Raw genomic sequence first — 12843 nt, 5'->3', positions numbered from 1 at the left:
AGGAGACTCCGCCGTGAGAACACGTGCTGAATCAGACCTCGACATCTGGGACGACGCCGTCCTCCTGGACCCTTACCCGGCCTACGCGACGCTGCGCGAGACGGCAGGCGTGGTTTACCTGCCGAAAAACGACCTCTACGTCCTGACCCGCTACGACGTCATCCGGGATGCACTGAATGACCCGGAGACCTTCTCCTCCACCTCCCTCGGCTTCAACCCCATGGTCAACGAGGCGCTGCAGGGAACCTCACTGGCATCAGATCCGCCCGTCCACACACAGCTGCGTGCCGCGCTCTCCGAGAACCTGACTCCCCGGGCGCTGCGCGGACTGAAAGTCGTCATCGATGAGAAGGCGGAGAATCTGGTTGGCGGGCTGGTAGCCGGCGGCAGCTTCGAAGCTATCGATGCCCTGGCGCGCGCCTTCCCGCTGGAGATCGTGGCCGACCTGATCGGCTTTACCGGCCAGGTGAAGGAGAACATGCTCCGCTGGGGACAGGCCGCCATGCAGGTCCTCGGCCCGCTGAACCAGCGCACCCAGGAGAACTTCCCGATTGCCGGCGAACTTTACGGCTGGTGCTCCACCGTCACGGCCGAAGACCTGGCACCGGGATCGATCGGCCGCGGAATCTTCGACGCCGAAACGCGCGGGGACATTCCCGAGGGAACGGCCGGGCACATCATCCACCAGTACCTCGGAGCCGGGGTGGACACTACGATCGCCGCGATCGGCAACGCCGTCGCGCTCTTCGGCCGGCACCCCGAACAGCTGGCACTGCTCCGGGAGAACCCGGACCTGGTCTCATCGGCATTCGCCGAGGTGCTGCGGTTCTGGCCGCCCATCCATGTGTGGGGGCGGACAGCCACCCGGGATACCGAGGTTGACGGAACGCTGATCCCGGCCGGCGCGCAGCTGGGCATCCTGTTCGGCGCCGGAAACCACGATCCGCGCCATTACGAGGACCCCGACACCTTCGACATCACCCGCAACCCGGTGGACCACCTGTCCTTCGGCTACGGCCCCCACGGCTGCGCCGGCCAGGGCCTGGCACGGCTCGAGGGCCACGCCATCATCAGCGCACTGGGCCGCCAAGTCGCGGAAATTCAGCTCGGCGAGGAGGTGCGGGTGCCCAGCAACATCACCCGCAGCATTGAGGAACTCCCGGTTATCAAGGTGGTGGCAGCATGAGGATCGAACTGGACCGTCCGCGCTGCGAAGGCCACGGACTGTGTGAGGAAGCGGCACCGGAGCTGATGCACCTGGATGACGACGGCGAACTGGTCATCGATGTCCCGGAGGTCGACGGGGCGGACCTCGCAGCGGCAAATGCCGCCGTGCGGATCTGCCCTGTGGCGGCCCTTCGGCTGGCATCGTGACGCTGCGTCGCGTCGTCGTCGTCGGCAACGGCATTGCGGGCCTGAGCGCCTGTGATGCGCTCCGCTCTGCCGGATTCGACGGCAGGCTCACCGTTGTTGGAGCGGAGAAGCACCAGCCCTACAGCCGGCCGGCGCTGTCCAAGGCGCTGCTGCACGGCGAGGACCAGCTCAGCGCCCATCAGCTGCCGGACCCGTCGCACGGCGCGGAAGAAATCCTGGGTGTTGCCGCCGCCGGACTCGACACCGTGGCAAACCTCGTGCGTCTGGACGACGGGACCGAACTTCCATACGACGGACTGGTAATCGCATCAGGTTCCTCTGCCCGGCGGCTGGGCGGCGCGGACTCCCCCGAGCTCACGCTGCGAACAATAGAAGATGCGGTCGCGCTGAAGAACCGGGTAGCCACGGGTAGTCCAACCGTGATCGTGGTGGGCGGCGGCGCACTGGGCATGGAAATAGCCTCCGGGGCTCTTCAGCAGGGATGCCGGGTCACGCTGGTTTCCGACGTGCAGCCGCTGAGCCGCCAGCTGGGCAGCCATCTCTCCGGCGTTTTTATCGACGCCGCCCGGCGGAGCGGCCTGCGTTTCGTCACGGCTGGGAAGGCCCGGCTCGCGGGGACCGCCCAGGCCCCGGCCGTCGCGCTTCAGGACGGGGTGGTACTGAGCGCTGATGTAGTGGTCAGCACTGTCGGTGACGAGCCAAACACGGCCTGGCTCCAGGATTCGGGCCTGCTCACCGGCGGACGCCTGCTGGCCGACAGCCGCGGGCGTGTGGGCCCGGGAATTGTGGCCGCAGGGGACGTCGCTGCCTTCCCGGGAGCGGGCGGGCACGGCCGGGTACCTCTCTGGACCAGCGCCATCGAACAGGCCAAAACGGCTGCACTGGGACTGCTGCAGGGCGACGCCGCGCCGGAGCTCTCCTTTCAGCCATACTTCTGGACTGAGGGCTTTGGGCTCTCCCTGAAGGTTGCCGGGCCGGCTCCGATGACCGGGAAACCGTCCTTTGCGGAAACCGGCACTTCAGCGGACTCGATGCTGCTGCGCTGGGAGGACGCCGACGGACGGGGCACCGCCGCGGCCCTCAACTACCGGATCCCGGTTCCGAAACTGCGGCGGCTGGCCAATCTGGGCCCCTCCGCCCTGCGGCCGGCCGTCCGGGTCTAGCCGCTGGAACAATGACGGTGCCGGGCAGGGAAATCCAGGCTTTTGCCCTGCCCGGCACCGCCTTTCCACCCCGCCCAGGCCACTGTGTTTTGGCTCACCGGAAGCGCTTCCGTCAGTTAGGGTTGTTCCATGTCGTCGCTGCGAGAAGCCCAGAAACAACTCACGCGGGACACCATCGTGGAGCGTGCGCTGGAGCTGTTCACCACCAAGGGCTACGCCGCCACCACCATTGACGAGATCGCGTCCGCTGCAGGCACCACGCGGGTGACTTTTTACGCCTACTACCCTTCGCGCACGGACCTCATGCGTGAGTTCATGGACCGGGTCAATTCTTTCCTGGACCGCGCCAGCGGACCGGACAGCACCTCCACCGCCACAGACCTGGTAGACGTGGTCCGCGAAGGTGAACCTGCAGGCATTCGCGCCTGGCTGGAGTCACGCGCCGCCCTGTGGCCGGTGTTCCGGCCCTACCTCGATGTCCTGGACGAGGCCGCGGCCGTGGATCCCGAGGTCCGGACCATGGTGGAGGCCTGGCACGAGGAAGTCATTTCAGACATCGTCACCGGGATGCAGCAGGCCGGACGCTTCCCCGAAGAAACGCACCACGTCCGCGGCTCCCTCGCGTACACGCAGCTGGACTACGTCGCCACACTGTGGACCCGCCGCAAGCTGGAGCCTAACCGCGAACACGCCATCGAGGTGCTGGCGGACAGCTGGTACCACCTGCTTTGTGACGAATAGCTGGCGTCCCCTCCCCCTCGAGATGACAGAAACTGCCCGTATGAGCGCTCATACGGGCAGTTTCTGCGATCTCCCTGAGGGAGGCGGAGGGGAAGGGTTAGCCCAGGATCATCCCCGCAGCACGCTCGGCAATCATCACCGTGGGAGCGTTGGTGTTTCCTGTGGTCACAAGAGGCATGACCGAGGCGTCGGCGATTCGGATTCCGGACAGCCCGCGCACCTTCAGGTCAGCGGGATCAACGACCGCAAGGTCATCGATCCCCATCCGGCAGGTGCCAACCTGATGGTGGTAGGTGACCACGGAATCGCGGACGTACTGGTCCAGGTCTTCGTCACTGATTCCAGGGCCGGGATGCAGTTCCTTTGGCTCCCAGTTGGCGAGCGCCTCAGACCGGCCGATTTCCCGGCACTGCCGGACCGAAGCCACCAGCGCATCAACATCAGCCTGTTCGCTGAGTGCACCCAGGTCGATTCGCAGCGGATCTTCCGGCGACGGCCCGGTCAGCGTGATCTCGCCGCGGCTGGCCGGACGGACCAGCCCGCCGAGCATGGAGAACCCGTTTTCCGGGCCGGTCATTTCGCCCAGCCCATAGTCCTGGGAGTACATGGGCACGGAGAAGAAGATGGGCTGGGTGTCCGGCACGGGCAGGTCCGGGCGGGATTTGGCGAACATGTGCACTTCGGCAGGGGCAACCTCGCCGTCCGGCACAGGGCGGGCACCGGCGGAGAAGATGACCGGGGCCAGCAGGTGGTCCTGCAGGTTCTTGCCTACTCCGGGCAGGTCCAGGACGGGTTCGACGCCGATTTCAGCCAGTTCCGCGGCCGGGCCGATTCCGGAACGCAGCAGCAGCTCCGCGGAGTTGATGGCACCGGCGCTCAGGATGGTCTCCCCCGCATGGATGGTGCGGAGCTCGCCGTCGTATTCGAATTCGACGCCGGTGACCGTGCCGTCTTCCACCAGCAGGCGGCGCACGTGTGCACCCGTGAGCAGGGTCAGGTTCGGGTGGTCCATGACCGGCTTCAGGTAGGCATGCCAGGTGTTGAACCGCTTCCCGTCCCGGACGTTGAGCTGCATCCGCGAGACACCCTCGACACTGCCGGAGTTGTAATCAGGGTTCAGCTCCAGGCCGATCTCCTGCGCACCGGCCAGCATGTCCTCCTGGACGGGATTGCGCGGGAAGTCCTGGACCACGTCCAGCAGGCCGCCGGTACCGCGCGTTTCGGAAGCACCGCCGTCGTAGTTTTCAATCTGCTTGAACACGGGCAGGACATCCTCCCAGGACCAGCCCTCGCACCCCGCATCAGCCCAGGAGTCGTAGTCCCAGCGGTCTCCGCGAACCCAGATGGAGGCGTTGAGCGCGTGGGATCCGCCCATCACCTTGCCGCGGGGCAGATGGATGCGGCGGCCCGAGGCTCCGGCCTGCTCGGTGGTGTAGTAGTTCCAGTCCTGCGGGCTGTGCCAGAGCGCGCCGAGGGTGTTCAGGTGGGCGATGTCCGGGTTGGTGTCCTGGTCTCCGGCTTCGAGGACGGTGACTTTTTTGCCGGCGTCGAGCAGGCGGCGGGCGACGACGTTGCCGGCTGAACCGGCGCCGATCACAAGGTATTCGGTTTCCATGGAAGCTTCGTTGCTTTCGTTCGTTCTGACGGTGGAGTTAGTAGCTGAGGACCTGCGGGGCCCCGAGGGCCTTGAGGCCTTCGACGCCGAATTCGAGGCCGTAGCCGGACTGCTTGGCGCCGCCGAACGGCATCCGGGGATCCACGGCGCCGTGCTTGTTGATCCAAACGGTTCCGGCTTCGATCCGGGCAGCGACGGCCAGGGCCGCGTCCTTGTCCGAGGACCAGACGGAAGCCCCGAGGCCCACGTCCAGGGCGTTGGCCATCTCTACTGCCTCATCCACAGTGGAATAGCGGATGATCGGCAGGGCGGGACCGAACTGTTCCTGCGCCACCAGCGGATTGTCGTTGTCGATGTCCGCCACGAGGGTTGCGGGGTAGAAGTAGCCGGGCTGGTCCGTCTGCGGGTTTCCGCCGGTGACAATCCGCGCACCGGCGTCCTTCGCGGCCTGGACCAGGTCCGCGACGATCTGGAACTGTGCCTTGTTCTGCAGCGGGCCCAGGACGTTGTTTTCATCCAGCCCCACACCCATCGGCATGGCGTTCGCGACGCCGGCCAGGGCATCGACGACGGCGTCGTAAATGTCCTCGTGCACGTACAGGCGCTTCAGCGCCGCGCAGGTCTGGCCGGTGTTGATGAAGGCACCCCAGAACAGGTCCTCGGCGATCGCGGCGGGATCGGCGTCGGGCAGCACAATGCCTGCGTCGTTGCCGCCGAGCTCGAGGGTCAGGCGCTTCACCGTGTCCGCGGAGGAGCGGATGATCGCCTTGCCGGTGGCGGTGGAGCCGGTGAACATGACCTTGTCGATGTCCGCGTGTCCGGCCAGGGCCTCGCCCACGTCCCGGCCGCCGGAGACCACGTGCAGCACGCCCGCGGGCAGCGCCTGGTTCAGGACCGCGGCCAGGGCGAGGACGGAGAGCGGGGTGTATTCGGAGGGCTTCATGACCACGGTGTTGCCCATCCGCAGGGCCGGGGCGAGCTGCCAGATGCTGATCATCATGGGCCAGTTCCAGGGGCCGATCGCACCCACCACGCCCAGCGGACGGTAGTGCAGTTCCGCGCGGCCGCTGTTGTCGTCCACCAGCACCTCGGGTTCGAGTTCGAACGACGCCGTGGCGCGCAGCCAGGCGGCGCAGGCACCGACTTCGAAGCGGGCGTTGGGACCGTTCAGCGGCTTGCCCTGTTCGCGGGAGAGCAGTTCGGCCAGGCCTTCGGCGGCCGCGTCGACGGCGTCGGCTGCCTTGAGCAGGTACGCGGAGCGTTCGGCGTGGCCGAGGGCGGCCCATTCCGGCTGGGCCAGGCGCGCGGAGGCCACGGCAGCCTCAAGGTCTGCAAGCGTGTGGACGGGAGCGGCCGCGACCACCTCGCCGGTAGCCGGGTCCAGGATGTCGCGGGACTCCGGCGCTGCCGGAATGGCACCCAGCAGGTCCTGGAAGCTGGTGAGGGATTCGGTGGTGTGCATGATTGCTCCTTTGCAAACGGCGGGACGGATCGCTCATCCCACTGTGTGCCAGGTCACGCTTTATTGCTTGGCTTTGCGCGTGCGCCAGTTGACTAACCGTGCACGGGTTCTCAGCGGCCTGCCCGGTACGCCGACGGCGACTGCCCGTACGCCGCACGGAACACCCGGCTGAAGTGCGCCGGATCCGGAAGCCCCCACCGCGCACCGATAGCCCCGACGGGAACGTCTGCCTGCAGCGGATCCGCGAGATCCCGGCGGGCACCGTCCAGGCGCCGGGCGCGGATCCACGCAGCAGCGGTGGTGCCGGAGTCCTCGAAGAGCTTGTGCAGGCTGCGGACGGACATAAAGTGCGCGGCCGCGATGTACCCCGGGGACAGGTCCGGGTTCGCCAGCTGCCCGTCGATGAAGTGCTGCACCCGGCGCAGCAGGCGCTCCTGTCCGCCGGCTTCCGCGTCCGGAAGGGCGTGGGCCTCATCCGCCAGCAGAGTGGAGAGCAAATCTACGGTGTTCATAGCCAGCCGGTGCCCGATCGGGCCGTCCAGTTCGGGCAGCATCCGCCCGATCTGCGTCAGGAAGGGAACGACGGCGCGGCCCAGCCGGTGCCCGCGGCCCAGCCGGACGGCGGTCATCTCCGCCATGTCCTCGGGTGCCAGCCCGAGCAGCTGCTTCGGGAACATCAGCACCAGGGTGGTGAACTGCTCGTGGAAGGTCAGAGTGTAGGGCGCACCCGTGTCATAGATGGCCAGGTCTCCGGGTTCGAGGAGGGCTTCACGGCCGTCTTGGACCAGGATCCCGGTTCCGGAGAGCTGCAGGCTGAGTTTGTAGAACCCGCCGTCGGCCCCGTTGATCAGCTCCGGTGTCCGCTCGACGCAGTGCGGCATGGCGTCCACCTGGACAATGGCCAGCTCACGCAGCCGGCGGCCGGTGAGACGACCGGAGAACGCCGCAGCGCCCGGCTCCACCGGAGTGGCTTCGAGCGGCACGAACGATTCGGAGACGAGTCTCTTCCACTCCGGGAAACTCGACGCGTGGGCTACGTCCGGTGCCGTGTCGGCTGATTTGACCATGCCTGTCCTCCGCACTGAGCCGGCCTGTTTCAGCTGAACCTATCACCATGGGCTGAGGTCGGGCGGCAGGGTTACGGCGTGACGACGGCCTTCAGCGCACCTTCCCGGGCCCCGGCAACCAGGGCCGCTTCGACGTCGTCGAGCCCGTGGCGTGAGGTGACCAGCCCGTCCAGATCGACCAGCCCGCGGGTGGCCAGATCCACGGCCAGCGGCCAGGTGTTGGCGTACCGGAATGTCCCGGTGATGGTGAGTTCACGGCCCTGGACCAGCGGAACCGGCAGTGCGATGGTGTCCGCACCCATGCCCACCAGCACGCAGCGGCCGCGCGGCGCCAGGCGCTGGATCCCGGACAGCACAGCGGGTTCGGCGCCGGTAGCATCGACGAAGACCTGATATTCCGGGGCAGGTTCGGGCGCATCGGCCGAGGTGAAGGCGTGTGCAGCTCCGTAGCGGGCCGCCGCGTCCAGGCGTTCGGCACGGACATCCGTCACCGTCACGTCAGCACCGGCGAGCGCGCAGACGGCAGAAACCAGCAGCCCGATGGGCCCCGCTCCGGCAACCAGCACCTTGTCGCCCAGCTGCACCTGGCCGGCTGCCCGGGCAGCAAGCGCCACACTCAGCGGCTCGAGGAGGGCGGCTGCGTCGTCGGACACATGCTCCGGCACGGGATGGCTAAAGGCGGCCGGATGGACAACGTACTCGGCGAACGTTCCGTCCACCGGAGGCGTCGCGAAGAAGCGCACGTCGGGATCCAGGTTGTAATGCCCGGACAGTGTCTGTTGCGAGTACGGCTGCGGAATGCCGGGCTCAAGTGAAACCCGCTGCCCCACCCGGGCCGGGTCAACGCCGTCGCCCACTGCTTCGATCCGGCCGGATGCTTCGTGACCCAGCACCAGCGGGGATTCCACGACGAAACTGCCGATCCTCCCCTCGCGGTAATAGTGCGTATCCGAACCGCACACACCCACGGCCACGATCCGCACGAGTACCCCACCGGGGCCGGGGACCGGCACGGGCCTGTCCTCGAGGCGGAGCTTGCCCGGGGCATCGAGTACCGAAACGCGCATGGTGGACGACCCGCTCACTTGACTGCTCCCATCGACAGGCCGCGGACCAGCTGTTTCTGCGCAACCCAGCCGGCCAGGACCACGGGAAGGGAGGCGAGCACCGATGCCGCGGAGAGCTGTGCCAGGTACAGCCCTTCACTGGTCATCTGGGAGACCAGGAAGACCGGCACCGTGGCCGATTTAGCCGCCGTGAGGTTCAGGGCGAAGAAGAACTCGTTCCAGGCGAAGATCACGCAGATCAGTGCCGTTGCTGCGAGGCCCGGAGCAACCATTGGCATGAGGACCCGCCACAGGGTCTTCAGCAGGCCGGCGCCGTCCATCTGCGCCGCCTCCAGCACTTCCGAGGGCACTTCCTGGAAGAAGGAGCGCATCATCCACACTGCAATGGGCAGGTTCATGGAGGTGTAGAGCACCACCAGCGTCCAGACGTTGTCCAGGACCTTCAGCTGGCCGGCGATCACGTAGATCGGCATGATCACTGCCACCACGGGCAGCATCTTGGTGGAGATGAAGAAGAACAGTACGTCCTGGGTCCGCTTCACCGGCCGGATGCTCAGGGCGTAGGACGCAGGGACCGCCAGGATAATCACCAGAAGGGTGGAGACCCCCGTGGCAATCGCCGAGTTCACGAAGTAGCTGCCGGCACCGGCGTCGAGCACTGCCCGGTACTGGTCCAGGGTGGGAGTGAAGAAGAACGACGGCGGGTTGGAGGCGGCCGCCGACTCCTGCTTGAAGGAGGTCAGCACCATCCAGAGCACCGGCGAGAAGAACCCGATGGCAATGATCCAGGTGAAGACGGTAATCAGCGACGCCCCGGCGCGCGGCTTGGGTTTGCGCCTTTGCGGCGGCGTGCCGGGGGCAGTGGGGGTGCGTTCGGCCGGAGCCGGCGGTGTCTGGGTGGCCACGGCTAGTCCTTTGTGTCGAAGCTGCGGAAGATCAGGCGGAGGGCGAAGGTCGCGACGATGATCGTGGCAATCACAACGACAACACCCATGGCTGCGGCCTGCCCGATGTCGAAGCCGAGGAAGGCCCGCTGGTAGATGTAGAAGGGAAGGTTGGCGCTGGCCGTTCCGGGCCCGCCGGCCGTCATCAGATAAATCTGGTCGAACGTGTTCACTACGTAGATCGCTCCGAGCAGCACACCGAGTTCAATGTAGCGGCGCAGCTGCGGCAGGGTGACGGAGAAGAACGTGCGCCACCACCCGGCGCCATCCACCTGGGCTGCTTCCAGCACGTCCTTCGGCTGCGCCTGCAGGCCGGCCAGGACCAGCAGCATCATGAACGGTGTCCACTGCCACACCAGGGACATGAGGATAGACGCAATCGGGTGCGCGGATGTCCAGTCAACCGGGGAAATCCCCACCAGGCCGATCAGCCAGTTCAGCAGGCCGTAGCTGGGGTTGAGGATGGAGACGGACCAGAGCAGTGAACCGGCCACCGGCATGATCAGGAACGGCGTAATGAGCAGGGTCCGCACAATGCCGCGCCCGGCGAAGGAGCGGTCCAGGAGCAGCGCGAAGATGATGCCCAGGATCATTGCGAAGAACACACAGCCCAGAGTGAAGATCACACTGTTCAGTGCTGCCTGGCGGAACGTGGAGTCGGCAAAGATCTCAACGTAGTTGGAGAACCAGACGAACCGGTCACCCTCGGGATTCAGCAGGTTCCAGTTCTGCAGCGAATACCAGATGGTGAACAGGAACGGGACCTGCGTGACGATGATTGTGAAGATCAGTGCCGGCAGGAGCGGGCCGCGGCGGCGCCAGCCCTCGGCCCGGGACATTCCGCCGGACTGCCGCTTTTCGACGTCGCGGCGCGCCTTGGCGTTGTGCCGCTCTACCAGCGTGGTCATCCGTTATCTCCTGACTGGTAGCTCTCGGCGACGGTTTGCGCGTAGCGCTGGGACTGTTCAAGGGCTTCCTGAACGGTTTTCTGTCCGGCTATCGCGGCGGAGATCTGCTGGGCGACGCGGGTTCCAAGGTCCTGGAACTCCGGGATGCCCACGAACTGCAGGCCCGGATACGGCACGCTGCCGGTGAACGAGGTTTCCTGGGCCGCACCTGCCATCGCGCTGAGGGTGGGCTCCGCGTAGGCTTCGGCAACTTCGGCATATTCGGGAATCTCATAGGTGGAGAGCCGGCTCCCCGGCGGCACCCGCTCCCAGCTGATTTCCTCGCCCACAAGCTGGATGAAGTCCTTGTCCGTCATCCAGGACACGAAGTCCCACGCTGCGTCCTTTTCCTCGCTGGTGGCGGGAATGGCCAGCGACCAGCTGTACAGCCAGCCGGCGGAGTCGGTTTCCTGAACCGGGGCGGGGGCGTAGCTCGTCTTGCCGACCACGAGGGAGGAATCGGGGTCCTCAACAGTGGAGACCATAGCGGTCGCGTCGAACCACATGGCCGCGTTGCCCTGGCTGTAGCGGGTCAGGCAGTCGCCGTAGCCGCTGGTTGCCGCGCCCGGCTGCCCGGAGTTGCGGATCAGGTCCACATAGTCGGTCACGGCAGCCTCAACCTCGGGGCTGTCCAGGGTGGCATTCCAGTCCTCGTCGAACCAGCTGCCGCCGTAGGTGTTGATCATGGTGGTCAGCGGGGCCATGACCTCGCCCCAGCCGGCCAGTCCGCGCAGGCAGATGCCGGAGAATCCGTCGTCCGGGTTGTGCAGGGTCTCGGCGAACCCGGCAATGTCTTCCCAGGTGGGCTGTTCCGGCATGGTGAGCCCGGCTTCGTCGAAGAGGTCCTGCCGGTAGGCCAGGAACGCAGATTCGCCGTAGAACGGCACCGAGTACAGGTCGCCTTCGTAGCTGAGCGCCTCGCGGATGTTGGGAATGAAGTCATCAGGGTCGTACCCCTGGGTGCCGTCTGCATACTCCTGCAGGTTGGTCAGCCAGCCGTTTTCCGCCCACATCGGGGTCTCGTAGTTGGAGACCATAACGACGTCGAATTCTCCGCCGCCGGTGGCGACGGAGGCGGTGATCTTGGCCCGGGCTTCGTTCTCCGGAAGGGACACGAACCGGACGTCAACGTTCGGGTGTTCTTCCTTGAAACGGTCCTGGAGCGAAATGGCATCCGTCATCTGGGGGTTGGAAACAATGGCCACCACAATTTCCTGGCGGCCGTCCGCGCTTCCGCTGCCGCACCCGGTAAGCACCATTGCTGCTGCCGCGGCGGCTGCTGCGAACTGCCTTGCCGCGCGCCCGCGCCGGCGCTCCGGCTGGCTGCGTTCTGATCTCATACGTCACCCTTGCTCATTTGAGATTTTTCCTTGCGCTCATTTGGTGAGGAACTCTAGCCATATAGACTCAAATGAGCAACAATTAATTGCTCATTCGGGAACAGGGAGGGCGGAATCATCACCGGAACAGGGACCTCCCACGAGGAACTTCTGGCCAGGATTGGCCGGGATTATTACCTGAATAACCGCTCCAAAGTGGACATTGCCAGGGATTACGGGATTTCCCGGTTCCAGGTGGCGCGTTACCTCGACGAAGCGCGTGCCCTGGGAATCGTCCGCATCGACATCCGCTTTCCGGAAGCCGCAGCGGAACTGGCACCAGACCGCCTCGCCGCAGCACTTGGGGTGCAGCGCGTGCGCATCAGCCCTACCGGCGCGGACGAGAGGACTACCCGCGAGGCAATGGCAGCCGCAGCGGCCGCGGAGATCATGGATGCAGCGGCGCCTGGGGCCAACATAGGCGTCTCCTGGTCCCGGACACTGGACCTCGCAGCCGGGCACGTCACGCACCTGCCGCCCTGCAACATCATCCAGCTGGCGGGCGCCCTGCCCGTTCCGGGCAGCGGTAACTCGCTGGAACTGATCCAGAACCTGGGCAGGCACGACGGCGTTGCCACCTGGCCGCTGTGGGCGCCCCTGGTGGTCGAAAACGCCCAGACGGCACAGAGCCTGCGCCGTCAGCCTGAAATCTCCGAGACCCTCGCCAAGGCCGGGTCCCTGGATGCCGCAGTGGTTGCGGTGGGAGCCTGGATGCCCGGGCTGTCCACGGTCTGGAACCGCGTGGACAACCACCTGAAGCTGGAAGCAGCGAAGGCCGGTGCCGTGGCGGAATGCTCCGGGCGCCTCCTCGACGCCGCCGGCAGGCCGGTGAATTCAGAGCTGGATGAGCGGGTGCTGGCGGTCAGCCTGGCCCAGCTGGAGAACACACCCAACGTGGTTGCCGTAGCGCAGGGCGCGGCACGGGCGGACGCCGTGCGGGCAGTCCTCGCCGCCGGGTTCGTCACCACACTGCTCATCGACGAGGACCTGGCCGTAGCCCTTTCCGGCGATGAACCCGGAACTGCGGCCGGAAACAGGTGACGCGGACCACGCGATTAGTCCCCTCGGAAAGCGTACGGTAGAG

The 12843-nt window shown here is 66.3% G+C and carries 12 protein-coding genes; 5 read left to right on the top strand and 7 right to left on the bottom strand.

The window, feature by feature from the left end:
• Positions 1 to 13: 13 nt before the first annotated feature.
• The 4 genes from AO716_RS14790 to AO716_RS14775 all read left to right on the top strand — a co-directional run bounded on the left by AO716_RS14790 (position 14) and on the right by AO716_RS14775 (position 3278).
• Complete coding sequence (locus AO716_RS14790; RefSeq protein WP_055242383.1) at positions 14 to 1186, top strand: cytochrome P450; 1173 nt, start codon at positions 14 to 16, stop codon at positions 1184 to 1186.
• Positions 1183 to 1374, top strand: coding sequence for a ferredoxin (locus AO716_RS14785; RefSeq protein ID WP_055242380.1), 192 nt, complete (start codon positions 1183 to 1185; stop codon positions 1372 to 1374). Before AO716_RS14790 ends, AO716_RS14785 begins: the two co-directional genes overlap by 4 nt.
• Positions 1371 to 2537 (top strand): NAD(P)/FAD-dependent oxidoreductase, encoded by a 1167-nt coding sequence (locus tag AO716_RS14780; RefSeq protein WP_055242378.1) that lies wholly within the window; start codon positions 1371 to 1373, stop codon positions 2535 to 2537. The genes AO716_RS14785 and AO716_RS14780 overlap by 4 nt, the downstream gene beginning before the upstream one ends.
• Positions 2538 to 2666: 129 nt before the next feature.
• A complete protein-coding gene (locus AO716_RS14775) occupies positions 2667 to 3278 on the top strand; it encodes a TetR/AcrR family transcriptional regulator (RefSeq protein WP_055242376.1) in 612 nt (203 codons plus the stop codon).
• A 97-nt stretch (positions 3279 to 3375) separates the two neighbouring features.
• On the opposite strand, the gene AO716_RS14770 is transcribed toward AO716_RS14775, so the two are convergent.
• The 7 genes from AO716_RS14770 to AO716_RS14740 form a co-directional block, all read right to left on the bottom strand.
• On the bottom strand, positions 3376 to 4893 hold the full coding sequence (locus AO716_RS14770) for a GMC family oxidoreductase (RefSeq protein WP_055242374.1): 1518 nt from the start codon (positions 4891 to 4893) through the stop codon (positions 3376 to 3378).
• A 37-nt stretch (positions 4894 to 4930) separates the two neighbouring features.
• Positions 4931 to 6355 carry an aldehyde dehydrogenase family protein gene (locus AO716_RS14765; protein ID WP_055242372.1) on the bottom strand — a complete coding sequence of 475 codons (1425 nt, stop codon included), beginning with the start codon at positions 6353 to 6355 and terminating at the stop codon, positions 4931 to 4933.
• Between the two features lie 110 nt (positions 6356 to 6465).
• Positions 6466 to 7422 (bottom strand): helix-turn-helix domain-containing protein, encoded by a 957-nt coding sequence (locus AO716_RS14760; RefSeq protein WP_055242370.1) that lies wholly within the window; start codon positions 7420 to 7422, stop codon positions 6466 to 6468.
• Between the two features lie 71 nt (positions 7423 to 7493).
• The gene (locus AO716_RS14755; RefSeq protein WP_321164375.1) at positions 7494 to 8507 is read right to left on the bottom strand and encodes an NAD(P)-dependent alcohol dehydrogenase; all 1014 of its coding nucleotides are present in this window, start codon (positions 8505 to 8507) and stop codon (positions 7494 to 7496) included.
• On the bottom strand, positions 8504 to 9394 hold the full coding sequence (locus tag AO716_RS14750; protein WP_055242368.1) for a carbohydrate ABC transporter permease: 891 nt from the start codon (positions 9392 to 9394) through the stop codon (positions 8504 to 8506). The genes AO716_RS14755 and AO716_RS14750 overlap by 4 nt, the downstream gene beginning before the upstream one ends.
• A 2-nt stretch (positions 9395 to 9396) precedes the next feature.
• A complete protein-coding gene (locus tag AO716_RS14745) occupies positions 9397 to 10341 on the bottom strand; it encodes a carbohydrate ABC transporter permease (protein ID WP_055242366.1) in 945 nt (314 codons plus the stop codon).
• Positions 10338 to 11720 carry an ABC transporter substrate-binding protein gene (locus AO716_RS14740; protein ID WP_055242364.1) on the bottom strand — a complete coding sequence of 461 codons (1383 nt, stop codon included), beginning with the start codon at positions 11718 to 11720 and terminating at the stop codon, positions 10338 to 10340. The genes AO716_RS14745 and AO716_RS14740 overlap by 4 nt, the downstream gene beginning before the upstream one ends.
• Positions 11721 to 11915: 195 nt before the next feature.
• Between AO716_RS14740 and AO716_RS14735 the strand changes: the two genes are divergently transcribed.
• The gene (locus AO716_RS14735) at positions 11916 to 12800 is read left to right on the top strand and encodes a sugar-binding transcriptional regulator (protein ID WP_235472117.1); all 885 of its coding nucleotides are present in this window, start codon (positions 11916 to 11918) and stop codon (positions 12798 to 12800) included.
• Positions 12801 to 12843 lie beyond the last annotated feature (43 nt).

Origin of the sequence: Arthrobacter sp. Edens01 (assembly GCF_001307035.1) — a bacterium.
Taxonomy (GTDB): domain Bacteria; phylum Actinomycetota; class Actinomycetes; order Actinomycetales; family Micrococcaceae; genus Arthrobacter_B.
This window is presented reverse-complemented; position numbering and strand designations above follow the sequence as displayed.

What these genes read in the sequence shown, in the direction of transcription:
- AO716_RS14770 (WP_055242374.1), bottom strand. Translation starts at nt 4,893, where the DNA reads ATGGAAACCGAATACCTTGTGATCGGCGCCGGTTCAGCCGGCAACGTC.
- AO716_RS14775 (WP_055242376.1), top strand. Translation starts at nt 2,667, where the DNA reads ATGTCGTCGCTGCGAGAAGCCCAGAAACAACTCACGCGGGACACCATC.
- AO716_RS14785 (WP_055242380.1), top strand. Translation starts at nt 1,183, where the DNA reads ATGAGGATCGAACTGGACCGTCCGCGCTGCGAAGGCCACGGACTGTGT.
- AO716_RS14740 (WP_055242364.1), bottom strand. Translation starts at nt 11,720, where the DNA reads ATGAGATCAGAACGCAGCCAGCCGGAGCGCCGGCGCGGGCGCGCGGCA.
- AO716_RS14760 (WP_055242370.1), bottom strand. Translation starts at nt 7,422, where the DNA reads ATGGTCAAATCAGCCGACACGGCACCGGACGTAGCCCACGCGTCGAGT.
- AO716_RS14765 (WP_055242372.1), bottom strand. Translation starts at nt 6,355, where the DNA reads ATGCACACCACCGAATCCCTCACCAGCTTCCAGGACCTGCTGGGTGCC.
- AO716_RS14745 (WP_055242366.1), bottom strand. Translation starts at nt 10,341, where the DNA reads ATGACCACGCTGGTAGAGCGGCACAACGCCAAGGCGCGCCGCGACGTC.